The sequence below is a fragment of the Bacteroides sp. M10 genome (genome assembly GCF_014334015.1).
GTDB classification, from domain to species: Bacteria; Bacteroidota; Bacteroidia; order Bacteroidales; family Bacteroidaceae; genus Bacteroides; species Bacteroides intestinigallinarum.
The window spans coordinates 1906468-1929488 of the sequence record NZ_CP060488.1; the positions used below are offsets into that span (position 1 = coordinate 1906468).

At 41.6% G+C, this 23021-nt stretch carries 18 protein-coding genes; 7 read left to right on the plus strand and 11 right to left on the minus strand.

Annotation, left to right across the window (positions count from 1 at the left end; translation table 11 throughout):
* Window positions 1-30: 30 nt before the first annotated feature.
* The 3 genes from H8796_RS06820 to H8796_RS06830 all read right to left on the minus strand — a co-directional run bounded on the left by H8796_RS06820 (window position 31) and on the right by H8796_RS06830 (window position 7528).
* Window positions 31-2016 carry a PL29 family lyase N-terminal domain-containing protein gene (locus H8796_RS06820; protein ID WP_004324310.1) on the minus strand — a complete coding sequence of 662 codons (1986 nt, stop codon included), beginning with the start codon at window positions 2014-2016 and terminating at the stop codon, window positions 31-33.
* A 24-nt stretch (window positions 2017-2040) separates the two neighbouring features.
* Window positions 2041-4542 (minus strand): DUF4955 domain-containing protein, encoded by a 2502-nt coding sequence (locus H8796_RS06825; RefSeq protein WP_117937639.1) that lies wholly within the window; start codon window positions 4540-4542, stop codon window positions 2041-2043.
* A 145-nt stretch (window positions 4543-4687) separates the two neighbouring features.
* Window positions 4688-7528: a DEAD/DEAH box helicase gene (locus tag H8796_RS06830; protein WP_117937641.1), complete on the minus strand. Its 2841-nt coding sequence runs from the start codon at window positions 7526-7528 to the stop codon at window positions 4688-4690.
* 53 nt (window positions 7529-7581) lie between these two features.
* Between H8796_RS06830 and mnmA the strand changes: the two genes are divergently transcribed.
* Window positions 7582-8739, plus strand: a complete 1158-nt coding sequence (mnmA, locus tag H8796_RS06835) for a tRNA 2-thiouridine(34) synthase MnmA (RefSeq protein ID WP_117937643.1) — start codon at window positions 7582-7584, stop codon at window positions 8737-8739.
* A gap of 253 nt (window positions 8740-8992) precedes the next feature.
* Here the strand turns inward: mnmA and H8796_RS06840 are convergent, their stop codons facing one another.
* Entirely contained in the window at window positions 8993-10519 is a 1527-nt protein-coding gene (locus tag H8796_RS06840; protein ID WP_117937645.1) for a GH3 auxin-responsive promoter family protein, read from the minus strand.
* A 137-nt stretch (window positions 10520-10656) separates the two neighbouring features.
* Between H8796_RS06840 and H8796_RS06845 the strand changes: the two genes are divergently transcribed.
* Window positions 10657-11667: an ATP-dependent 6-phosphofructokinase gene (locus H8796_RS06845; protein ID WP_117937647.1), complete on the plus strand. Its 1011-nt coding sequence runs from the start codon at window positions 10657-10659 to the stop codon at window positions 11665-11667.
* On the opposite strand, the gene rnc is transcribed toward H8796_RS06845, so the two are convergent.
* Genes rnc through H8796_RS06860 form a run of 3 tightly spaced genes read right to left on the minus strand, consistent with a single transcriptional unit; the run spans window position 11609 to window position 14153 of the window.
* On the minus strand, window positions 11609-12673 hold the full coding sequence (gene rnc / locus H8796_RS06850) for a ribonuclease III (RefSeq protein ID WP_117937649.1): 1065 nt from the start codon (window positions 12671-12673) through the stop codon (window positions 11609-11611). The genes H8796_RS06845 and rnc overlap by 59 nt on opposite strands.
* Complete coding sequence (gene fabF / locus H8796_RS06855) at window positions 12639-13901, minus strand: beta-ketoacyl-ACP synthase II (protein ID WP_117937651.1); 1263 nt, start codon at window positions 13899-13901, stop codon at window positions 12639-12641. Before fabF ends, rnc begins: the two co-directional genes overlap by 35 nt.
* Before the next feature lie 15 nt (window positions 13902-13916).
* Window positions 13917-14153 carry an acyl carrier protein gene (locus tag H8796_RS06860; RefSeq protein WP_002558672.1) on the minus strand — a complete coding sequence of 79 codons (237 nt, stop codon included), beginning with the start codon at window positions 14151-14153 and terminating at the stop codon, window positions 13917-13919.
* Between the two features lie 98 nt (window positions 14154-14251).
* On the opposite strand from H8796_RS06860, the gene H8796_RS06865 reads away from it, so the two are divergent.
* Window positions 14252-14875, plus strand: coding sequence for a phosphoribosylglycinamide formyltransferase (locus H8796_RS06865; RefSeq protein ID WP_117937653.1), 624 nt, complete (start codon window positions 14252-14254; stop codon window positions 14873-14875).
* A gap of 77 nt (window positions 14876-14952) precedes the next feature.
* Here the strand turns inward: H8796_RS06865 and pdxB are convergent, their stop codons facing one another.
* Entirely contained in the window at window positions 14953-15993 is a 1041-nt protein-coding gene (pdxB, locus tag H8796_RS06870; protein WP_117937685.1) for a 4-phosphoerythronate dehydrogenase PdxB, read from the minus strand.
* Between the two features lie 117 nt (window positions 15994-16110).
* Between pdxB and H8796_RS06875 the strand changes: the two genes are divergently transcribed.
* Genes H8796_RS06875 through H8796_RS06885 form a run of 3 tightly spaced genes read left to right on the plus strand, consistent with a single transcriptional unit; the run spans window position 16111 to window position 18885 of the window.
* Window positions 16111-16716: a DUF4254 domain-containing protein gene (locus H8796_RS06875; protein ID WP_004324325.1), complete on the plus strand. Its 606-nt coding sequence runs from the start codon at window positions 16111-16113 to the stop codon at window positions 16714-16716.
* Window positions 16717-16719: 3 nt separating this feature from the next.
* Window positions 16720-17751: a glycosyltransferase family 9 protein gene (locus H8796_RS06880; protein ID WP_117937655.1), complete on the plus strand. Its 1032-nt coding sequence runs from the start codon at window positions 16720-16722 to the stop codon at window positions 17749-17751.
* A gap of 57 nt (window positions 17752-17808) precedes the next feature.
* Window positions 17809-18885 carry a glycosyltransferase family 1 protein gene (locus H8796_RS06885; RefSeq protein WP_117937657.1) on the plus strand — a complete coding sequence of 359 codons (1077 nt, stop codon included), beginning with the start codon at window positions 17809-17811 and terminating at the stop codon, window positions 18883-18885.
* Here the strand turns inward: H8796_RS06885 and H8796_RS06890 are convergent.
* Window positions 18868-19926, minus strand: a complete 1059-nt coding sequence (locus H8796_RS06890; protein WP_117937659.1) for a glycosyltransferase family 9 protein — start codon at window positions 19924-19926, stop codon at window positions 18868-18870. The genes H8796_RS06885 and H8796_RS06890 overlap by 18 nt on opposite strands.
* Before the next feature lie 232 nt (window positions 19927-20158).
* Here H8796_RS06890 and H8796_RS06895 point away from each other — a divergent pair, with 232 nt between their 5' ends.
* On the plus strand, window positions 20159-21070 hold the full coding sequence (locus tag H8796_RS06895) for a lipopolysaccharide kinase InaA family protein (protein ID WP_004324329.1): 912 nt from the start codon (window positions 20159-20161) through the stop codon (window positions 21068-21070).
* 4 nt (window positions 21071-21074) lie between these two features.
* Here H8796_RS06895 and H8796_RS06900 read toward each other — a convergent pair whose 3' ends face one another.
* Entirely contained in the window at window positions 21075-21887 is an 813-nt protein-coding gene (locus tag H8796_RS06900) for an FkbM family methyltransferase (RefSeq protein WP_117937661.1), read from the minus strand.
* Window positions 21884-23017, minus strand: coding sequence for a glycosyltransferase family 1 protein (locus tag H8796_RS06905; protein ID WP_117937663.1), 1134 nt, complete (start codon window positions 23015-23017; stop codon window positions 21884-21886). Before H8796_RS06905 ends, H8796_RS06900 begins: the two co-directional genes overlap by 4 nt.
* Window positions 23018-23021: the final 4 nt, after the last annotated feature.

A 23021-nucleotide genomic window follows, 5' to 3' on the forward strand; every position in this document is an offset into this window, starting at 1 on the left:
ATCCTTTTTTATTGATGTTGTAATGTTTTCTTATTCTATGTTTGCTCCGTATCCATCCATATCTGTTGCCAAGACAAATATACCGTTTTCTACATCAGTAATGGTCAGTGGTGCAGTGGCGTGAGGAGTCAATACATAGGGGTCAACTTTCGCACTTGCATCACAGTTGCTATGGTAATTATACCATTTACTGTTACTTGTTAATCCATATACGATATTATCTTTAACATCTACTGTAGTTACACTTACAGGATGAGTATCATTTCCCACGTAAGTATAAAGGTTGCTATTCTTTGCAAAACTTGAGTCTACATAAAAGATGTTTTTTGTCATCGTGAGACTACCTTTATTATGTCTGAAATATGGATTGTTTCCTGCAATATTAATTACTGTATTATTAGATATTATTGCAGTAAGATTTCCTTCTGTAAAGTCTGTTTGTAATCCCCAATTCAATATTTGACCCACATAAGGTGTTTTACTGTATACTATATTATTGGTAAATGCAAATTTCTTGTATGGAGCCAAGTTTTTGGTTGTATATAGATGTATGAGAGCTTTGTTGTCTGCATTGACCATAATACGAGTTCTATTAATAATGATCGTATTGATACCATTCAAATTGTCTTTTGCTGTATCTTGATAAATTGGGTTTTTAACGTCGCTGATCTTACATTCATCTATGATCAAAGCTGTGAAATCAGTAGCACTTGAAGTATTCGAATTGTTGAAATATTGTCCATCAGTAGTGAAACTACTCATATCTAAATGAATATTCTTTATGAAGATATTTCCAGAGACTGTTTTCCAAACCCTACTAGGTTTAATGACAGGTTTAGAATCAGAATATTTCCCAATGATAATAATTGTATTATTAAGGTTTACAGGATTGATTGTTGTAAAATCATTATTTCCTGTTAAGAATAAGATTTTGACTTTCTTGGAATTATTGATATAGCTGTCAAGTTCTGGTTCTGTTCCATCCAACTCTACTACTTCTGCATCGGGATAAGTATTTTTATCAAATGTGATATCACCGATTGTTATACTTTCTCCGTTATCGAATTTTGCTTTATAGTCAATCCGTGTTTCTGCTTCTCCAAGCTCTACCTGTATTTTTGCGATGGCAGCATATGCTCCTGAAGTTGCAAGAATAGATACGTCTTTGGTATTATCAGCGACGGCACGCGATAGAGTTTTTGCTGTTGCAGGAGCTTTTATTGTCAATGTTCCTTCATCGTTATCTGCGGACGGTTCAGACAAAGTCGCTTCCCAACCTTCGGGAGCGGTAATGATATAAGATTCTACGCCCTTCATGTGTACAATGAAATCTTTCGTAGATCCTGCTGCGATTCTTTGTATACCTACAATACTTTCATCAAACTTGCAGTAGAAGTTGCTGATGATAGGGATAGATAACTTTGTGCCATCTCTTAATTCAATATTGAAGTTGTTGCCAACCTTTTCTACAGAGTTGAAAAATTTATCTTTTACGGCTTCCCCGTCGGTTGCTTTTACAGGATTGCCTGCAGAGTCCTTTACGTTCTCATAAGTACTACCGTCGTAGCTGACTTGCCAGTATCCTGTTGCTGCATCGATTTGGAAAAGAGGAGTCTTTCCATTTTCAGCCGTTGCTTTTATAGGATTCCCGCTTTTATCTTTCAGTTGTGTGAAAGTGCTTCCGTTGTCATAGCTTACCGTCCAATAACCATCGTTGTCGATGCCCATTTGAGGAATCAAGGCACCCGCTCCAGTTTCTTCAACGAGTTTGAGTGTCTTGCCATTACTTAATGTAATGGTATATATACCATCCTTTAATTCAATATCAGTAATGGTAGCGCCTTCTTTGCAAAGTTCGCGTACGGCTTCAATGTTCCAGTTCAAATCTTGAACGGTTTTTTCAAGGGCGGTAACACGAGTCTTTAAATCGTTAACGTCGTCCCATAAGTCGTCTGTCTTATTGCATCCTACCAGACATACAGTCAGTAACATACATACGTACCAAAGTTTCTTCATAATTGTATCTTGTTTTTAAAGTTATTACTGGAGTGAATTTAACCAAGCCGGAACTGCACCTAAACGTTTGCGTAATTGGGCTTCATAGAGTGAATATGGAGTAACGGTATTACCCTGTTCTTCATTCAACTTCATTTGGCTTTCATCGAAATGAATACTACCGCCATGATATCCCACTACGATAGGAGGAAGGAACTTCCACCAAAGAGAATTGTTGTCCCACCAGATGAATGGAGAATCCGCAACATTGTTCTTGGCATTAAAGTTCCACAAAGTCAAATCGGCTAAGTGATTAGGCATTTGGTTGTAATCACCTCCCTGGCGGAATCTCATAAAACCACCTGTACAACGGTCAATCAGCGTTGCACGAGGTTGTGTGGCATGAGACTCAAAGCAACCGTCAGTTCCCCAGTCTACATTCCAAATGACAGCACCTATACTTTGCTTGGATACACCACATGCGTGGTATTGGCCTGCTCCTTGTTCGTATACATTTTTGTTATCTATAAGGAATCCGTTTGATTTGTCCGTCACTTTGCCTATAAATACGCGTGACGAGGCTTGCGAACGGATAGCTGCGTGACCACGGTTTCCGTCAATGACCACATCGTATACGGATACATTGGAACTGTTGACGATCGAACTTGCTTCGCTGACGCTACGAAAGCCCACGCGGCGCATCCATGAATTTGTCAGGCGAATAAGATTGATAGGCTTGTAGGCTCCATCGTCCTCCCATGAACCGTGATGAGTAAAGTCAACTTTAGCTTTTCCTTCAAAGGTCATATCTTCCACACCTACATTCTCATAGTGGGGATATTTTTGGATAGTCCATTTCCATTGTGGATCTACAGCATGCATGATTGGCTCTTTGAAAGTAACAGTTTGCCCGTCGATGGCTGCTACTAAATGATAATCGAAGACCTGTACGCCATCTTCATGTAGATTAGTCATGTTTGAAGTGGGTTGGTAAGGTGCTAATTCTGCTTTGATAAGTTCCGGACTATTATCAGCCAGTTGTAAACATACCCAATCTCCGACTTTAATACCTGTGGTGGAGGCCACTTCTACTGAGAAAGTCCCCTTTTCGGCGTTTCCCGTAACCTCGGTAATAGGGGATAATCCACTATTATGCTTGATTTCCAGCATGACAGGTGAGGAATACATGACACTTGGATTGGTCGGTTGGTTAGGGGCATCCATTTTTATGACAGTTTGGTCGCGTCCGTCACCTTTCAGGATTACTCCTCCCATTAATAACTGAATTGTTTGTGATTTTCCATCTACATCATCGGCTGCCGTATGCAGAATGTATTCTCCTTTAGGAAAATAGATTATCGCCTTGGCATTGTCCACTTTTGAGCCTATTTTGGCTAATATTTTGGTTAAGGCTTCCCGGTCGGACTTGCCGTCATTGGGAATAGCACCGTAATCTTTTACATTATATATAGTGTAACCTAAAGACCATACATCGGGAGGTGCGACTTCACCATGTTTATAACCAGCATAAGAGAAATCTAGCAGTACATTATCTGCTTGTCCTAAGTTAAATTTGTTCCATACATCACATGTGTTGGCATCGTAGCCTGTTGTCAGTAGTCGTACTTTGAAAGATATTATGCGGATATAGTTTTTAGAAGAAGTAATAATAATATTGATTGTTTCTTCTTTATTCTCTATATCATTTGCTTTCGGTGAAGTAATGGAAAGTTCATTATCTTTTAAAACGACATTCCATCCTTGTGGAGCTTTAATCACCGCTCCTGTAACATCTTGTTGTTCCACTTCATAAAGGCGTGTTTCGTTTAACGGGAAAATAGGAGTGTTTTCCATACCTTTTATCTTTAGATAGAATGTATCGATCACTTGAAGTTCAATGGTCTTATCGCTACCATATATAATGGTTAGTTTCTTGCTGGTAGTATCATATTCTACCTTGTCAAAGATCGAATTTTTTCCGGCACTTTCAATGGCTTCAATTTTGCTGCCGTCATTATTGGTCAGATACTGATAAGTTTTTCCATTATCATAGCTAACTAGCCAATAGCCTTCTGCATCTACTTTTAGTTTAGGAGATTGAATAGGGGTGGACGGCCCGTTAGGATCGGTCGGCTTACTGGTTGGAATGGCATATATCTTATTGCCATTAGCATCTTTTAGAGGCATGTAGGTGGTGCCTCCATCAGTGCTATAAATCCAGTATCCTTCGTTATCTACGGATAAAGTGGGGACTAGCGCATTAACGTTTTCTCCACTCATGACGGTGATACTTTTTCCGTCACTTAATTCTACAGTATAGCCATTTTCGATAGGTGTGATACCCACGATGACCGGATCATTTAATAAATACTGTAAACTTTCGATAGAAGTGTTCAGTTGATTAGCTGTTTCTTCCAATACTTGGACGCGATTTTTTAGCGAATCAATTTCAGAACGCAGGTCATCCGTTTCTTGGCAAGATTGCAGAACGAATAGCATGCTGCAAATACCAAATAGAAATAGGTAGGTAATGCTCCTGTTTTTCATACGTTTATTATTTCGGGTTATTTATAATTTTCACAATGGCAAAGATAACCGGATAAAATAAGAGTATATGGATAAAAAAATTCAGGAATACGATGAAATAATACATTTTACACGCCTCTGTGATAGATTGCGACTTTATGTATTATTAGAGCAGGTCTACCCATTGCTCGTTGCTTAACATAGGCAATGGCTCACTATCGGCAACAAATGTTTCTGCCAGTTTCCGTTTCTCATCTTGTAGGTGAAGAATCTTTTCTTCGATACTGTTTTGGGTAATGAAGCGGTAAGCAATCACTTGCTTGTCCTGCCCGATACGATGGGCGCGGGCGATTGCTTGCGATTCGGCGGCGGGATTCCACCAGGGATCTATGATAAATACATAGTCGGCTTGAGTCAGATTAAGTCCCACGCCTCCTGCTTTTAGTGAAATCAGGAATGCCTGGACGTCTTTTTGGTCGGTGAAATGGGCGATTTCGGAAGGACGGTTGTTGGTCGATCCTGTTAATAAGGCATATTTCCAACCCCGTTCGTGGAAAGCTTCAGCGAGCACCTCCAGATGTCTGACGAATGAGGAGAAAATTAAAACTTTGTGGCCTTCGCTCTGTAGCGTATCGAATGTTTCGATTATCTGTGCCGTTTTTCCGGATGTTCCGGTATAGTCGGGAAGGATAAGTTGCGGGTGGCAAGATAGTTGTCGTAAACGTAAGATGCCATTTAATACACTAAACGAATGAAGCCTGTCGGTACTTTGAGGATGCTGAAGAAGGATGTTACGCAGGCTGTTCTTCTCCTGTTCGTAACAAGTATTCTGTTCTTCAGTCATGTCGCAGTAGATGGTCTCTTCGGTAAGTGCCGGAAGTTCCGGAGCTACCTCTTTCTTGCTTCTACGGAGGATAAATGGGGCTGTCAGTTGTTGCAATAATACTTTTGCGCGGGCATTCCCCTGACGAATCGGCATTATAAACTGCTTTTGGAAAGCACTTTCTGTACCCAGTAAGTCTGGTTGTATAAAGTGAAATTGAGCCCACAGGTCCTTTAATGAGTTTTCGATGGGAGTACCTGTAAGCACAAGTCGGTGTTTACTTTGTAGTCGAATGGCTGACCGGAAGGTGAGCGATTCACTATTTTTGATATTCTGGCTTTCATCGAGCACGATGTATTCGAAACGGTATGAGCAGAGTATATCAATGTTATTCCTCATCATGCCATACGTCGTAAAGATCAAGTGAAAATGACCGAAGAATTTTTCCGGTTGTTCCTTGTCTATGGCCACGGTGTTGTTGTATTCCGCCATCGAGAGTGCTGTAAAGCGTTTGGCTTCCCGTCGCCAGTTATGAAGTAGCGATGTGGGGACAACGATCAGGGTAGCCGGTTGCCTGGGGGTAGATGGCTTATATATATACTGTAATAGGGTAAGAGTTTGAAGTGTCTTCCCAAGTCCCATGTCATCTGCCAGGCATCCGCCAAATCCTTGTTTATGCAAATGTACCATCCATGAGAATCCTTTCTGCTGATAGGGACGTAACGTTGCTTTGAGTTTTTTGGGTACGGCAACATTTTGTATCTGTTGCTTCACCGGAAATTTCTTTAATTCCTCTTCACCTAAGGCGGTCTGTGCAGCGCCCACAAATGTATGTTTCAAGCGGATTCCTTTTTCCGTTTGAATTCCCATCTCTAGTAAATTGGCATATTTGCTGAACCATTCCTCTGGCAGGAGAATCATGCGGCCATCAGGTAACAGATACTCTCTCTTTTCCTCCAGGATATGTTTGCGGAAACGTGAAAAAGGAATACGCAGATTACCGATAACAACGGTGATGTGCAATTCAAACCAGTCGACCTCATCGTCGCAACTTTGCTCGATGCGTATCTCGTCCAGGCAATAAGGTGTGTTTCCCATATTGCTGGTGAGGTGGAAGGACCGCTGCAACATCTCCCGATGGCTGTTGATCCATTCGATAATCGTTTTCTCCGGAGCTTCAGGGGATAGGCTGAAATGTGTATCATTGAATTGTTGCAAGCCTGCATCCGTTAAGAGCTGAACGGCTTGTTCTTCAGCAGTGATGTTCCGGTGAAAAAAGAAGATTCCACCGGATGTTTTCCGATAAACGATTTTCTTCATTTCAAGGGCACTATCCGGTGTAAATGTCTGATCTCCATAACGGAAACCAAGCTGCAATGCTTGTCCGTTGTATGTGCTGTCTTCGAATGAGAGAATTGCTTCACAGGGGCATTTCTCTTCCGTCATACTCAAACCGTGAGTCTCGATTTCATGATAACGAGCAATCGGGATAACAATGTTATCTATGTATTTTTCAATTTGGGAAGCGTCTACGCTGATCGATCTTTTCTTTGTAAAAGGTAAGATGCGTGCGCTTTCAATGTGCGGAAAGAAGTATAGTTCCATTCCCAATAATAGCGTGGCTGGTGCGGAAGTCAGTACAACCACAGGTTTCAACTCGCTCAAAGAGAATGGCTGTCCTTCATAATAGCACTGCAATTGATAACGGAACGTTTTATTGTCAACATGAAACGTTACGAGAATTTCTACATTATGCGGATTTATGTGATAGGCATGATGGGCGTATAGTATTTTACTGCCGGCTTGTTTCTGATAAAAAGGCAGTCCATTGTCGCGTATCAGTGCCAGCATCTCCAACAGCTTCTTTTCGATAGACGGGCGGATATCATTTTTAATTCGTTCCGGATCTTCGGATAACTTATGTAGAAAACGCGATACTGTTTTTTCGCGGGAGTAAACGCTCATAAGATGCTTCTCTGTATAATAAGAGGCGATATGAATAGCTTGTCTTTCTGCCTCACTCATCTTGCTCATAGCTTCGGGAGAGGCGTGAAATGCTTGTTCTACTAATTGCAAGGTACCATCATCCAGCCTTTCCGCAATATAGGGAATCAGCAATATGCCGAGTATCGGATGTTCTGTGAAAACGATTATGACTTGTCCGTTAGTTGGTCTCTCTTTCATTCTCTTTTAGGCTTTAACAGACAAAGATACGGGAAAATACTTAATTTTGCAGCATGATGGAGGAAAACAAACGAGTATTGCTTGGAATGAGCGGCGGTACAGACAGTTCTGTTGCTGCTATGCGATTGCTGGAAGCCGGTTATGAAGTAATCGGAGTAACCTTTCGTTTTTATGAATTGAATGGCTCGACAGAGTATCTGGAAGATGCCCGTAATCTGGCAGAACGTTTAGGAATACGGCATATAACATACGATGCCCGTGAAATATTCAATAAGCAGATTATTGACTATTTTGTGCAGGAGTATCTGGCAGGACGGACTCCGGTCCCTTGTACATTGTGTAATAATTACCTGAAATGGCCTCTGCTTGCTAAAATTGCCGATGAAATGGGTGTTTTCTATATCGCTACCGGACACTATGCACAGAATATACAACTAAATAACACCTTTTATATAACATACGCTGCCGACTCGGATAAGGATCAAACCTTCTTTCTATGGGGATTGAAACAAGATATTCTTTGCAGGATGCTGTTGCCGATGGGGGATATAACGAAAGTGGAGGCCCGTGCCTGGGCTGCGGAACATGGGTTCCGGAAGGTGGCAACTAAAAAGGACAGTATAGGCGTTTGTTTTTGCCCAATGGACTATCGGACTTTTCTGAGAAACTGGTTGGCTCAAAATAGTGCGGTATTGACAAGGGAAGAGCAGATGATGAAAGAGAATCAAGCATTGGATGGAGATTGGCAAACATTGGTTGGAAGCAATCAGACAGGAGTCTATAAAGTGAAACGAGGAAGATTCGTCGATGAAAAGGGAGATTTTATTGCCTGGCATGAGGGCTATCCTTTTTATACCATTGGACAGAGACGTGGCTTGGGCATTCATTTGAATCGTCCCGTATTTGTGAAAGAGATTAATCCTGAAAAGAACGAAGTAGTATTAGCTTCTCTTTCTGCTCTGGAGAAAACAGAAATGTGGTTGAAAGACTGGAATCTTGTCAATCAGGAGCGTACTTTAGGGCATTCTGACATCATTGTGAAAATACGGTATCGCAAACAGGAAAACCATGCTACGATTACCATTACACCAGATCATCTACTACATGTGCAACTTCATGAGCCTTTAACCGCCATTGCTCCGGGACAAGCTGCCGCATTCTATAAAGACGGCTTATTATTGGGAGGAGGGATAATACTCAATGCCCGGTAATCTTATATGAGGGACGGTGATCCGTCTGACAGGAGTGAGTCAAAACGAAATTTAGCTTATTGACCGACAAAGATTAGGCACGAATTACGCGGATTGCACGGATGAACATGGAAAGAGAATAAACTTGTCCGTGTAATCCGCGTAATCCGTGCCTAAAAGATGCTAGAATGGTGCTTCTGTTTCGAAATACCTTCCTTGTACAAGCAATCTCTGTAATAAAGATAACTTGTGTCGGTTATGTCTTGGTTTTTGGTTATTCTTCCGAAGGAATACTGTCATTCAGCGCTAACATTGTTTCTATATATTCGCGCGTATTGCTTAATCTGGGGACTTTGTGTTGTCCTCCCAGCTTTCCTTTCTGTGCCAGCCAATCATGGAATAATCCCTCACGGGCAACGATCACTTCCAATGGTTGCAAAGCTATGTCTTTCCATCGTTTCGCCTCATAATCGGAGTTAACCTCTTTCAGTGTGGCATCAAGTATCGCTGCAAATTGTTCTACTGAATCCGGCATCTTAGCGAACTCTATTAACCACTGGTGCCGGCATTTGGCATTCTCATCCATAAACACAGGTGCCGCGGTGTATTCACTAATCTGTGCACCAGTTTCAGCACAAGCCTTTGCCAATCCTTTTTCTGCATTATCAACAATCAGTTCCTCACCGAATGCATTGATGAAATGCTTTGTTCTTCCCGTGATGACAAACTTATAAGGATTCTTGCTGGTAAACTTCACTGTATCCCCAATCATATATCTCCATAAACCACAAGAAGTAGAAATAACCATTGCATAGTTCTTGTTGAGCTCGACTTCTTCAAGGCAATAAGCTCGTGGACTCTCTTTTCCTACTTCCTCCAGCGGAACAAATTCGTAGAAGATTCCGTAGTCGATCATTAATAACATGGCAGGATCGGAGAGGTCGTTTTGAGTTCCAAAATATCCTTCCGAAGCATTATAAGTCTCTACATAATGCATCTTCGGTGTTTGAATCACCTGCTTGTATTGCTCACGATAAGGAGTGAAAGCCACTCCACCGTGGAAGAAAACTTCCAGGTTGGGCCATACTTCTTCCAAAGCCTGTTTTCCTGTCTTTTCAAGAACACGTTTGATAAGTACCAGCATCCACGACGGTACGCCGGACAAGCTTGTCACATTTACCGGAATAGTGCTGTTGGCGATTGCTTCTATTTTGGTTTCCCATTCGCTCATCAATGCAATTTTCTTGCTAGGTACACGAATGAAATTGATAAGCGGATTTACATTCTGAATCAGAATAGCGGATAAATCTCCTACTAAACTATGGTTGGAGTTGAGGTTCGGACTATGGCTACCCCCGAGAATCAGTCCCTTGCCGGAGAAAAAATGGCTATCCGGATTGATGCGGAAATAAAGAGCTGCCGCATCTTTTCCTCCTCTGTAATGAATGTCTTCCAGTGCCTCTTTGCTGACGGGAAGGAATTTACTTTTATCATTAGTCGTTCCGGAGGATTTTGCAAACCAGCGTATCTCCGATGGCCAAAGCAGATTCTGTTCTCCGGCACGCAAACGTTCTACATAAGGTTTAATTTCTTCGTATGTTTGAATAGGAACGCGTTTTCGGAAATCTTCATAGTTACGGATAGAGGAGTAATCGTACTTTTTCCCCCATTCAGTTTGAGCGGCCTGATGTATTAAGCGACTTAACACACGATGCTGTATCTCGCTAGGCTGACTAGCATATAGGTCTATCTGTTTTAAACGGGAATCGAAAGTCTTACTAATAATTTTTGTAATATTCATTTCTGCTTTAACATAATAATGTTTAGTCGTGCAAAAGTAACTTATTTATCTTTTTTTTCTATCTTTACGACGGAAATAATCGTTAAAAATTGACGACTTTCATTGAATACCCGAGTTTTAGACTAAAAAATGCGACAATGAGAATTGGAATCTTAACATCCGGCGGGGACTGTCCCGGTATCAATGCCACCATTCGTGGCGTGTGCAAAACTGCCATCAATTATTATGGGATGGAAGTGATAGGCATTCACAGCGGTTTTCAGGGCTTGCTGACCAAAGATGTCGAATCTATTACAGACAAGTCGCTTTCCGGGCTACTGAATTTGGGTGGAACGATGTTAGGGACCTCTCGCGAGAAGCCTTTCAAAAAAGGAGGTGTTGTCTCAGATGTTGACAAACCGTCTTTAATTCTTCAGAATATCCATGAAATAGGATTGGATTGTGTCGTTTGTATCGGTGGAAATGGAACGCAGAAGACTGCAGCCAAGTTTGCTGCAATGGGAGTTAACATCGTATCTGTTCCTAAAACCATTGATAATGATATTTGGGGTACGGACATCTCTTTTGGCTTCGACTCGGCGGTAAGTATTGCTACCGATGCCATTGATCGTCTACATTCCACCGCAAGCTCTCATAAAAGGGTGATGGTGATTGAAGTGATGGGGCATAAAGCCGGCTGGATTGCTTTATATTCCGGTATGGCAGGAGGAGGGGATGTGATTCTCGTTCCTGAAATCGCTTATAACATTAAGAATATCGGCAATACGATTCTGGAAAGACTAAAGAAAGGCAAACCCTATTCTATTGTAGTGGTAGCGGAAGGTATTCAGACTGACGGGCGTAAACGTGCTGCTGAATATATCGCGCAGGAAATTGAATATGAAACCGGTATAGAAACTCGCGAAACAGTTTTGGGGTATATCCAGCGTGGTGGTTCGCCTACTCCTTTCGACCGCAATCTTTCTACCCGCATGGGCGGGCATGCAACAGAATTGATAGCCAATGGCCAATTCGGGCGTATGGTGACTTTACAAGGAGACGATATAACATCTATTCCTCTTGAAGAAGTTGCAGGAAAACTGAAATTGGTTACTGAAGATCACGATTTGGTGATTCAGGGTCGTCGCATGGGGATTTGCTTTGGCTAGTCGCCGGAGCTTCTGTGTCCTGCACTGTGGAAATCTCATCGACGAGGATGTTTTCTTCTGAAACATTCTCTATCTCGGGATTTGCATTCAGTTCGGTTTCGAGTTCATTCTCAAGCCCGTTTGCCAATTCAGTATCAGAACCTGTTACAAGTTCAACTTCCATTTCTGTTTCCGTTTCCGTTTCAGTAGCAGTTGCAGAATGTTGTGCTTTAATCTCCTCGACGGTTGACATAAATGTCGGTTCCTTTACCTTCTTTATGGCCATCTGGGCGGCATTCTGTTGAGATTCCTTCTTGGAATACCCCGTACCTGTTCCTGCCGGAAGTCCTTCAATGCGTACTTCAGTTTGGAATACAGGGTTGCTGTCATGGTCGAGAAACTGCTCGATTAATTCAAAGGAAACCTCCATTTTGTTCTTTTGGCTCCACTCGATAAGCTTGGATTTGAAGTTAACCTCTTTTCGGGATATTTTATCCAGATCGATATAACGGTTAATGATCCGTTGTTCCATAAACTGTTTGCAGCGTTCATATCCCTGATCCAGATAAATAGCTCCGATGAACGCCTCAAAAGCATTTCCATACATGTAGCTGTTGTGAGAAGAGGAACGGGTAGAATACTTGATGAGCTTATCCAGGCCGATTTCAACGGCCAACTTGTTCAACGTCTCTCGTTGTACAATCTTGGAACGTGTATTGGTCAGGAAACCTTCCCGTTTCCCTTCGAAACGTTTGTAGACAATATCTCCCACGATGGCGTCGAGGATGGCGTCACCTAAAAACTCCAGCCGTTCATTGTTGAGGGGACGTCCCTTGTCGGAGCGGACAGAAGTCGATTTGTGCAGGAGAGCCTGCTCATAAAGCTGGATATTGCGCGGGTAGAACCCGAGTATCCGGTAAAAACAAAGATAAGACTCTCTATCCTTGCGGAACAGGAGCCTTATCTTATCTATTTCGTTACGTAACACGATATTACTCTGCGTATTTCTTGAAGATAACGCACGCATTGTGACCGCCAAATCCGAATGTATTGGACAAGGCAACATTAACTTCGCGTTTCTGTGCTTTGTTGAACGTGAAATTAAGGTTATAGTCGATGTTCTCGTCGTTGTCACCTTCTTCGTGGTTGATAGTCGGAGGAACAATGCCGTTCTTGATGGCAAGGATGCTTGCAATAGATTCTACCGCACCGGCAGCTCCCAGCAAGTGACCTGTCATTGATTTGGTTGAACTGATGTTCAACTCGAACGCATGATTACCGAATACTTCCTTGATTGCTTTTGCTTCTGAAATATCACCAACCGGAGTAGATGTACCGTGTACATTGATATAATCTACTTCTTTCGGATCCATTTCCGCATCTTCCAGTGCATTCTTCATCACCAGTTTCGCTCCCAGACCTTCCGGATGAGAAGCTGTCAGGTGATGTGCATCTGCAGACATACCTACACCGGCAACTTCTGCATAGATTTTTGCACCACGAGCTTTAGCATGTTCCAGTTCTTCCAGGATCAAGCAACCGCCACCTTCGCCCATAACGAAACCATCGCGGCTTGCGCTAAACGGACGTGAAGCTTTAGAAGCTTCGTCGTTGCGTGTTGACAAGGCGTGCATAGCGTTGAAACCGCCTACACCTGCCGGGAAGATCGCTGCTTCCGAACCACCGGATACAATTACATTTGCTTTACCCAAACGAATCAGGTTGAAGGCATCTGCAATAGCGTTGGTTGAAGTAGCACATGCTGAACAAGTCGCGTAGTTAGGACCATGGAAACCATACATGATAGAAATCTGTCCGGCTGCAATATCCGAAATCATCTTTGGAATGAAGAACGGATTAAACTTCGGACCCATTTCCTGACGAGTGTAGTAGTTGCCTACCTCTTCTTCAAATGTATGTATACCACCAATACCGGCGCCGAAAATAACACCGATTTTGTTCAAGTCTTCTTTCTCGACGTCAAGACCGGAATCATCTACCGCTTCTTTAGCAACAGCGATGGCATATTGAGTATACAAGTCCATCTTTCTTGCTTCTTTGCGGTCTATGTATTTCGTTGCATCGAAGTCTTTCACTTCGCATGCGAATTGGGTCTTGAATAACGACGCATCAAAATGAGTAATAGGCCCTGCTCCACTAACCCCGTTCACAATGTTTTCCCAAAATTCGGGAACGCTATTGCCAACGGGAGTAATGGCGCCAAGGCCTGTTACTACCACTCTTTTTAATTCCATATTGATGAAATCGAATTACTTAGCGTGTTCTTCGATATAAGATACAGCATCACCTACAGTACCAATCTTTTCTGCTTGGTCATCAGGAATAGAGATACCGAATTCTTTTTCGAATTCCATGATAAGTTCTACAGTGTCAAGAGAATCTGCTCCCAGGTCGTTAGTGAAGCTTGCTTCGGTTGTAACTTCTGATTCTTCTACGCCTAATTTATCAACGATAATCGCTTTTACTCTTGATGCAATTTCAGACATAACTTTAAGTTTTTAATTAATAATTAGTTTTATTTCTTTAAATTTGCGGTGCAAAGGAATGAATATTTATCGTTTTGCGCAAATATTTGACTAAATAAATGCAATGTTTTGCACATTTTTCACTGTTTTGTGCATCGAATTTGAGAGTTATGAAGAAAAACATCGCAATTTTCGCTTCCGGTTCCGGCTCTAATGCTGAGAATATTATCCGGTATTTCCAAAAAAACGATTCCGTTCAGGTTTCGTTGGTGCTTTCTAATAAGAGTGATGCCTATGTTTTGGAACGTGCGCATCGCTTGGGAGTGCCTTCTAACGTGTTTCCAAAGGAGGATTGGATAGCCGGAGATGAAATTTTGGCTATTTTGCAGGAGTACCGCATTGATTTTGTCGTGTTGGCCGGCTTCTTAGTTCGCGTGCCGGATTTGCTTTTGCATGCTTATCCCGATAAAATTATAAATATACATCCTGCTCTTCTGCCGAAGTACGGAGGCAAAGGAATGTATGGTGACCGGGTACATGAAGCAGTGGTAGCTGCTGGTGAAAAAGAAAGCGGCATCACTATACATTATATAAATGAGCATTACGATGAAGGAAATACGATTTTTCAAGTTACTTGCCCTGTTCTCCCGACCGATTCTCCGGACGATGTAGCCAAGAAAGTACATGCTTTGGAATATGAACACTACCCGAAAATCATAAATCAAATATTAAGTATTAAGTAATAAGTATTAAGTATTACGTCGTGTGAATAATCGTTTGACAGAACTTTATTGACGTTTTCGGCCACTATGGTTATTACCTAATACTTAATAATGTATGCTTTCTCTTCCCGCCGTAAAGGATAATCTCCGCGTAGGGTTTCGAATAGCTCCGGTTGATTTTTTAGCCGGTTGCTGTCTTCGGTTGGATTATACATTTGGAGGACTGCTTCTTCGTGGTTTTTTGCATGAATAATGGGGGAGACAGGTGCGGGTGCATTAATTTCATAATCCCCTTTTATTTGGAAGAACTTGCAGATGGCATCCAATGACATACGTGTCGCGTTTGCTTTTCCATCTGCAGAGTAACCTGCAATATGAGGAGTTCCGATAAATGCCTTTTCCAGTAGATCACGGTTGATTTCTGGTTCATGTTCCCATACGTCGATGATGGCATCCGAAATCATCCGGTTGCTCAAGGCTTTTAAAAGAGCATCAGTCTGGATGACTTCTCCTCGTGAGGTATTGATGATAACAGGCTTCCGTTTGAGTGACTGAAAGAAAACGTCATCCGCCAAGTGGAACGTTTTATACTTTCCTTCCTTATATAAAGGTACGTGAAAAGTGATGATGTCACACTCTTCCGCTATTTTCTCCAGTGAAGAGAACTGTTTTGCACCTTCTTTTTCTTCCCGTGGCAAATCATTCAATAAAATACGCATGCCAAAATCCTGGGCAACTTTAGCTACCTTACTTCCGACATTTCCTACTCCTATGATTCCAATCGTCAGTTCATTCAGTCTTTTATTCCTGACGGACTTCCATACAAGAAGCGATGATTGTATATATTGGGCGACAGAAGCGGAGTTACATCCCGGTGCATTCGTCCATTCGATGCCGGCCTGTTTGCAATACTCCGTATCAATATGATCGAAGCCTATGGTTGCGGTCGCTATGAATCTCACTCGACTACCTTCCAATAAATCCCGGTTGCAATGTGTGCGGGTACGGACAATAAGAGCGTCCGCATCTCGTACGAGTTCCGGGGTGAAATCCTTTCCCGGTGCATAAACCACCTCGTCAGCTATTCTCTGAACCGCCTCTTTTATATAAGGTATTTTATTGTCGATAATAATTTTCATATACAATTCATCTTTTGTACCCACAAAGGTAACAAATAAAAAAGTAAGAAACGGTTGCTTGTCTGAAAAATATTACATAGATTTGCCCTATTATATATCTATTAGCTAGTTAAGATTATGACATTTAGTAACCTTTGCAACGAGATTTTCTGGAAATCGACAACCGATTACCATGTGACGGATAGTGTGGATGCTCCGATGAACAATCCTTACGAGTTGAAAACTATTGAGTATTATTTATATCTAAAGAACTGGATTGATGCCGTGCAATGGCATTTTGAGGATATTATCCGTGACCCCCAGATTGATCCGGTAGAAGCATTGGCCTTGAAAAGAAGAATTGATAAATCAAATCAGGACCGTACGGATCTGGTGGAATTAATTGATAGCTACTTTTTAGACAAATACAAAGAGGTAAAACCTCTCTCTGACGCAACGATCAATACGGAAAGCCCTGCATGGGCAATTGACCGCTTGTCAATTCTTGCATTGAAAATTTACCACATGCAGCAGGAGGTGGAACGTACGGACACTACTGAGGAACACCGTGCTCAATGCCAGACTAAGTTGAATATCCTGCTGGAACAACGCAAAGACCTTTCTACGGCTATTGAACAGCTGTTGGCTGATATCGAAGCCGGAAGAAAATATATGAAAGTATATAAACAGATGAAGATGTATAATGACCCGGCATTAAATCCGGTGCTTTATGCGAAAAAATAACGAATGGCGCGTATTCTCATTATTCGTTTTTCAGCTCTTGGCGATGTAGCCATGACAATCCCGGTAATACATTCGCTGGCTGTGCAATACCCGCAGCATGAAATAACAGTGTTAAGTCGTGCTGTATGGCAGCCGCTCTTTCAGGGGTTGCCTGCTAATGTGGGTTTTGTCGGAGCTGATTTAACAGGCAAACACAAGGGGCTTTGGGGCTTGAATAGCCTTTATTCGGAATTGAAAGCGATGCATTTTGATTACATTGCTGATTTTCATCATGTACTTCGTTCTAGGTATTTATGTTTGCGATTCCGTCTTGCCAATAAACCGGTGGCTTCCATTTGTAAAGGAAGGGCAGGCAAAAAGAAGCTGGTTCGCCGTCATGATAAGGTGATGGAGAATCAGAAGAGTTCTTTTCGTCGTTATGCCGATGTACTTGAGAAGCTGGGTTTACCGGTACTATTAAATTTCTCTTCTATTTATGGCGAAGGAAAAGGAAACTTTGCGGAAATAGAACCAGTCACAGGACCTAAAGAAGATCAAAAGTGGATTGGTATAGCTCCTTTTGCCAAACATGCAGGTAAGATTTATCCGTTAGAACTGCAGGAACAAGTGATAGCACATTTTGCTGCCAATCCCAAAGTAAAGGTTTTCCTCTTTGGAGGCGGTAAAAGCGAGCAGGACGTATTTGATGCATGGATTGCTAAATATCCTTCTGTTGTTTCAATGATTGGTAAACTGAATATGCGTACCGAACTGAATCTGATGAGCCATCTGGACGTGATGCTTTCAATGGATTCTGCCAATATGCATTTGGCATCTTTGGTCAATATTCCGGTTGTCTCTATTTGGGGAGCAACCCATCCCTACGCTGGTTTTATGGGCTGGAAACAATTGCCGGTCAATACCGTGCAACTCGATTTGTCATGCCGTCCCTGTTCTGTATATGGACAGAAACCTTGCTGGCGAGGTGATTATGCCTGTTTGAGGGATATAAAGCCGGAGCAGATTATTGCGAAAATAGAAGGGATTGTAGATTAATCCTTGCTAAAGTTCAAATTAGCAGTTTATTGAGCTGAAAGAGCATAGAATCAAATAATGATGAAAGAGATACAACGAAAGAAAAAGGTACTGATAGATCTTACGAATTATGGTAGTCTCACAGCCGGTTTCGGGCAGATTGCGGCCAACTATGCAACTGCCTTTTCGTCTATGCCGGTAGATGATCTTCATTTTGTATATTTATTGCGGCAGAAATATATGCAGGAATTTGGCCCGAATGTGACCTCTGTTCCGGTACGTCGTATCAATAAGTTTCTTCCTTTTACCCTTCCCAAGGTAGACGTATGGCATGCAGTGAATCAACAGCGCAAGTTGTTGCGTATTGCCGGCGGTACAAAGTTTATCTTTACTATACACGACTTTAATTTCTTAACAGAGAAAAAGCCCTGGAAGGCGAAAATGTATCTTCGCCGGATGCAGAATAAGGTCAATAAGGCAGCGGTCGTGACTACGATCTCTCATTATGTGGCAGACGTCATTCGGCAGCATGTAGATTTGAAAGGGAAGGAAATCCGGGTCATCTATAATGGAGTGGAGAGAATCGATACATTGGAAGGAACAAAGCCGTCGTTTGTTACAGGGCGTCCTTTCTTTTTTACAATTGGACAAATCCGTAGAAAAAAGAACTTCCATCTCTTGGTTGACGTAATGCGTCATTTCCCGGAATATGATCTATATATTTGTGGAGATGCTCATTTTGCTTATGCTGAAGAAGTGCGCAATCTGATTCGTGAGAATCAGCTCACTAATGTCTTTTTGACGGATGTTATCTCTCAAAGCGAGAAGATCTGGTTATATCGGAACTGTGAGGCATTCCTGTTTCCTAGTGAGGGAGAAGGTTTTGGATTGCCGGTGGTGGAAGCTATGCAATTTGGGAAGGCTGTATTTGCCGCTAATCGCACTAGTTTACCGGAAGTTTGTAATGGACACGCTATCATGTGGGAGCATTTGGATACAGAATCTATGGTGCAAAGTATCCGGGAGCATCTACCTGATTTTTATAAAGACAAGGAGCGCTTGGAAAAAATCAAGGAACATGCCGCTTCATTCAGTTACGAGAAGCATATACAAGCCTACCTTGATTTGTATCGGGAGTTAGCTCAATTGCCTTAGTATTGAAGTCAATTGTCCGTATACCTTTTCGGGAGTAATTAATGCAAAACGCTCTTCATAGGTTAATGTCGCTTGTTGTTCCGGCGAAAGAATGTCGTCAGGACTGATTCCTTCGGCAAGTACGGAATTGGCGGGTAACCACATTGATTTTGATGCACTTGGTGAATAAATGGCAAATGAAGGAACTCCAAGAGCTTGGGCGATGTGTCTGGCTCCTCCTTCGTTCCCGAAGTAAAACGAACAGTTGGCACAAAGTGCTGCCAGCTGTCGCAATGAAGAAGCTTGTATATCGATCTTGATACGTTCCGGACATCCTAATTCCTTGTAGATATTTCTGGCGTCTTCTTCTTCGTACCCCGGTGCGTAGTTGAAGATCATTTGTATGTCCTTGTGCTCCTCCAAAATTCTTTTCAGTGTGGCTATCATGAACTCCGTATTCCATTTCTTATGGATGAGTTTGGTTGTGACTCCTATTAGTAACACAGGGTGTGCAAAATTAATCCCTTCCTTTTCCATATAATATCGGAAATCTTCTTTTTCCCGGTCAGTCAGATATAACTTGAATTCTTTTGTGTATTGAATAGGTCTGATCTTTTCTAATGGTGCTGCAAGCAACAGGTTACGTTGTACCATATCAGTTGTCAGATTCTTGCTGTAAGTATCTGTCCGGTAGTTCAGTAGGAAACGTGTATATCCTTTGATGCGCCCTATCCGGAAAGGAGTTCTTAATGAAAAAAGAGAGAAAAAAAGAGTCCGTATGGTAGAGCGCATGTCGATGATTACGTCGTATTTGTTTTGGTGCATTACCTGCCATACTTTTTTTATATATGCAGTGAACGGCTTATTCTCATTCTTGTCAAATGTAATGACTCTGTCTATGTCCGGATGCCCCTCATAGAGTGGAGCAATATTTTTATTAAGCACGAAGTGTATCTCTGCGTCGGGAAAACTTTTTTTCAGCGTACTGCACAATGCAACAGCCAGAATTGAGTCCCCTATTTGTCTAAATCGAATAATCAGAATTCTTTTGATTGGTTTCATGCTTAAACTTCTTTATGCTTTTTACCGTGCAAACATAACTAAAAAAAAGCATTTATGTCTAAATATAAATGAAAAGAAAAAAGAAAAAACGATTAAAGTCACTGTGACGGTGCTTATATGTGAAGAGAGTTAGCCAATCTTTGTGAGAAAAGAGAAAAATATAGTCGGAATATGACCTAATTTCTTTATCTTTGCTCAATCTTTGTAATTAGTGATTATATAGGAGAGTGTAATGAGAGTGATTGTAAATCCCAAGTACGCACATTTGCAGAAGGAGATAGAAGAAGTTCCGAGGTCCTTCCAGAACGAAGGAGATGTGGTGTACGATGGTCGTAATGTTCTAAAACGGATTAGTTTGGGCAGCATTGATGTTGTGGTGAAGAGCTTTAAAAAGCCTCACATCATCAATCGTGTTGTATATTCGTTTTTCCGCCAGTCGAAGGCAGAACGTTCCTATATTTATTCTATGGAGATTCAACAGCATGGCTTTGACACTCCGGAGCCAGTGGCTATGATCGAACAATTTCAAGATGGTCTTCTCTCACATAGCTATTACATTTGTTGTTATGATGGCGGCGAAACTGTCCGTTCCCTGATGGATGGAAAAGTGGAGGGGAATGAAGACAAACTTTCAGCTTTTGCGCGCTACACTGCTGCTTTGCATCAGGCAGGTATCCTTCATTTGGACTATTCTCCCGGTAATATACTGATTCATCAGAATGAAACGAATGAATACAGTTTCTCTCTGGTCGACGTGAATCGTATGCAGTTGCTATCGGATATTGATTGTGATACGGTATGCCGTAATATGTGCCGTTTGTGTATTTCGCGTGAGGTACTGACTTACATCATGACAGAATATGCTTCTTTGCGTGGATGGGACGTCGAATCTACGGTCAGTCTGGCCCTTCGTTACAGCGATCAGTTCTTTACTCATTACATTTATCGTCGTGCGGCACGGAAAGAAAAAGAAAAGCATATTGTGTCCCTGATTTTATTCTTCCGTTTATACCGTTCCGTGCGTAAGTTCTTTTCTTGGGAACCGCATATCTCACGTTTCTTATTGAAAAAGGAAAAGCATATCTATGATACGTACCTGTGCAAGTATGATTATTGTGAATTGCTTTCTGCTGATTATCAATGATCGATTACTTCTTACTTCCGCGCATCACTACACTGCGGATTCTATGCCTGAAAAAACCTTTTTGATTAATATATGTACAGTTATGCTTGTTCAAAAATGCAGAGATAACTTCTTCGTCATCACGCAGGTGATATGTGCAAATGGCAAAATCTAGTTTCTGGCAATTCTGAAATAAGTTCTTGCATCCCGCCAATGCATGCCGTTCGGCTCCTTCTATATCCATTTTAAGAAACAGATGTTCATCCGTCTGATTATTGAAGAAATCGTCTAATGTTTGCTCTCTCGAAGAATTATGGTCACTTACATACTTTTGGACAATCGTCACTTTATCCTGCCATGGTTCGAAGGTAGCTCTGATAGCTTCTAACCATTGCTCGTCCTGTTCAAATAAATAGATATGTTTGGCTTCCTCCACAATTTCCAGTGAAGAATATCCTTCGGCACAACCGACATCTACAAAAACCTTTCCCGTGACATCTTTTACGCTATCGAAATAGTGATGCGGTGATCGCTTGTCCTGCTCCATACTCAAGGCTTTGTAGTACTTCTGAATCTTCTTGGGTGGAGTACTCTTCCTGAAATAGAGCCGTTTCTTCTCTTGTTGTACATAGTATAAGCCTTTTTTCTCATCCTTTTGTACATTGACAGGCATGTCTGTATATTCATCTTTGAATTCATACAAATGCCTTGAATATCCGTGCTCTTTAATATATTCATAATATTTCAGATAGGGTGAATCAGGTTTATACCCTTTCATAAAATAATATGGAAGAGTGCCATATATAAATTTCTTTATTGTATGTTTAAGTGCGTTCATTTCATTAGTTGCTTGTAGATGTTTAAGATCTCCTCCGCTTGCTTTTCTTCTGCGAATCTTTTAGCAAAAATTTGCCCCTTTTCAATCATATTCTTTTTTCTCTCAGGATCTGCGTATATCTGTTTGAAGGCATCGGCCATTCCTTTGATATCGTCAGGATCTACATAGATAGAGTCGGGACCTCCGGCTTCTTCCAGGCAAGATCCTGTAGCGGCCACTACCGGAATGCCGGAGTATAGAGCTTCTATAATGGGAATACCAAAACCTTCGAAACGGGAAGGGTATACAAAAATTTCTGCTAACTGATAAAAAGCCGGTAGATCATCAAAAGGAACATTGCTGATGATATGTACCCTTTCTTCCAGCTTATTCTCCTTAATGAAACGTTCAATCTTATCAGTATATTCCGTATGACGTCCTACAATGACGAGATGAATCTGTTCAGGAAGCATCATTAGTGCCTGCACCGCTGAAAGGGCGTTTTTGCGTTCTTCAATACTTCCTACGTTAAGGATATAGTGATCCGGTAGCTGATATTTAGCCCGGACTTCTCTTTTCTTCTCTTCTGCTACAGGATGCATGAATGAAGGATCACATCCCTGATAAACAACTTCTATCTTGTCGGCGGGAATCCTGAAATACTCAATAATATCACGCTTGGTACATTCGCTGATAGCAATGATTTTATCGGCATTTTCACAGGCTTTGCGGAATTTGTATGTGTATATTTTCCTGTCGATCGAATGGTAATACTGCGGATAGCGCAGAAAGATCAGATCGTGAATCGTTACAATACTTTTTACCCCGCTTTGATGTATATTCAGGGGCAACTCATTACTAAGTCCGTGGAATATATCGATTTTTTCTTTTTCCAGTTGTTGAGTAACGCCCCATATTCGCCACAATGAACTTAACTTTTTCCAGGAAGAAGTAGTGGGATAAGAAAGCTGTAGTTGCTGATACTGCTTCGTTAATTTGTCCAGCCTCTTGTTTTCCCGTTTCTTAGGGGCATACAGCACATATTTATTCTCCGGAAAGAATTGGCATAGAATATCCACTATATAGCGGCTATAATTACCCAAACCGGTGAAATTCTGTACTGCACGTTTTCCGTCAAAACCTATTCTCATTTCT

Excerpts from the sequence above, each read along its gene's own strand:
- H8796_RS06820 (WP_004324310.1), bottom strand. The coding sequence starts at position 2,016 with ATGAAGAAACTTTGGTACGTATGTATGTTACTGACTGTATGTCTGGTA.
- H8796_RS06825 (WP_117937639.1), bottom strand. The coding sequence starts at position 4,542 with ATGAAAAACAGGAGCATTACCTACCTATTTCTATTTGGTATTTGCAGC.
- H8796_RS06830 (WP_117937641.1), bottom strand. The coding sequence starts at position 7,528 with ATGAAAGAGAGACCAACTAACGGACAAGTCATAATCGTTTTCACAGAA.
- mnmA (WP_117937643.1), top strand. The coding sequence starts at position 7,582 with ATGATGGAGGAAAACAAACGAGTATTGCTTGGAATGAGCGGCGGTACA.
- H8796_RS06840 (WP_117937645.1), bottom strand. The coding sequence starts at position 10,519 with ATGAATATTACAAAAATTATTAGTAAGACTTTCGATTCCCGTTTAAAA.
- H8796_RS06845 (WP_117937647.1), top strand. The coding sequence starts at position 10,657 with ATGAGAATTGGAATCTTAACATCCGGCGGGGACTGTCCCGGTATCAAT.
- rnc (WP_117937649.1), bottom strand. The coding sequence starts at position 12,673 with ATGCGTGCGTTATCTTCAAGAAATACGCAGAGTAATATCGTGTTACGT.
- fabF (WP_117937651.1), bottom strand. The coding sequence starts at position 13,901 with ATGGAATTAAAAAGAGTGGTAGTAACAGGCCTTGGCGCCATTACTCCC.
- H8796_RS06860 (WP_002558672.1), bottom strand. The coding sequence starts at position 14,153 with ATGTCTGAAATTGCATCAAGAGTAAAAGCGATTATCGTTGATAAATTA.
- H8796_RS06865 (WP_117937653.1), top strand. The coding sequence starts at position 14,252 with ATGCAATGTTTTGCACATTTTTCACTGTTTTGTGCATCGAATTTGAGA.
- pdxB (WP_117937685.1), bottom strand. The coding sequence starts at position 15,993 with ATGAAAATTATTATCGACAATAAAATACCTTATATAAAAGAGGCGGTT.
- H8796_RS06875 (WP_004324325.1), top strand. The coding sequence starts at position 16,111 with ATGACATTTAGTAACCTTTGCAACGAGATTTTCTGGAAATCGACAACC.
- H8796_RS06880 (WP_117937655.1), top strand. The coding sequence starts at position 16,720 with ATGGCGCGTATTCTCATTATTCGTTTTTCAGCTCTTGGCGATGTAGCC.
- H8796_RS06885 (WP_117937657.1), top strand. The coding sequence starts at position 17,809 with ATGATGAAAGAGATACAACGAAAGAAAAAGGTACTGATAGATCTTACG.
- H8796_RS06890 (WP_117937659.1), bottom strand. The coding sequence starts at position 19,926 with ATGAAACCAATCAAAAGAATTCTGATTATTCGATTTAGACAAATAGGG.
- H8796_RS06895 (WP_004324329.1), top strand. The coding sequence starts at position 20,159 with ATGAGAGTGATTGTAAATCCCAAGTACGCACATTTGCAGAAGGAGATA.
- H8796_RS06900 (WP_117937661.1), bottom strand. The coding sequence starts at position 21,887 with ATGAACGCACTTAAACATACAATAAAGAAATTTATATATGGCACTCTT.
- H8796_RS06905 (WP_117937663.1), bottom strand. The coding sequence starts at position 23,017 with ATGAGAATAGGTTTTGACGGAAAACGTGCAGTACAGAATTTCACCGGT.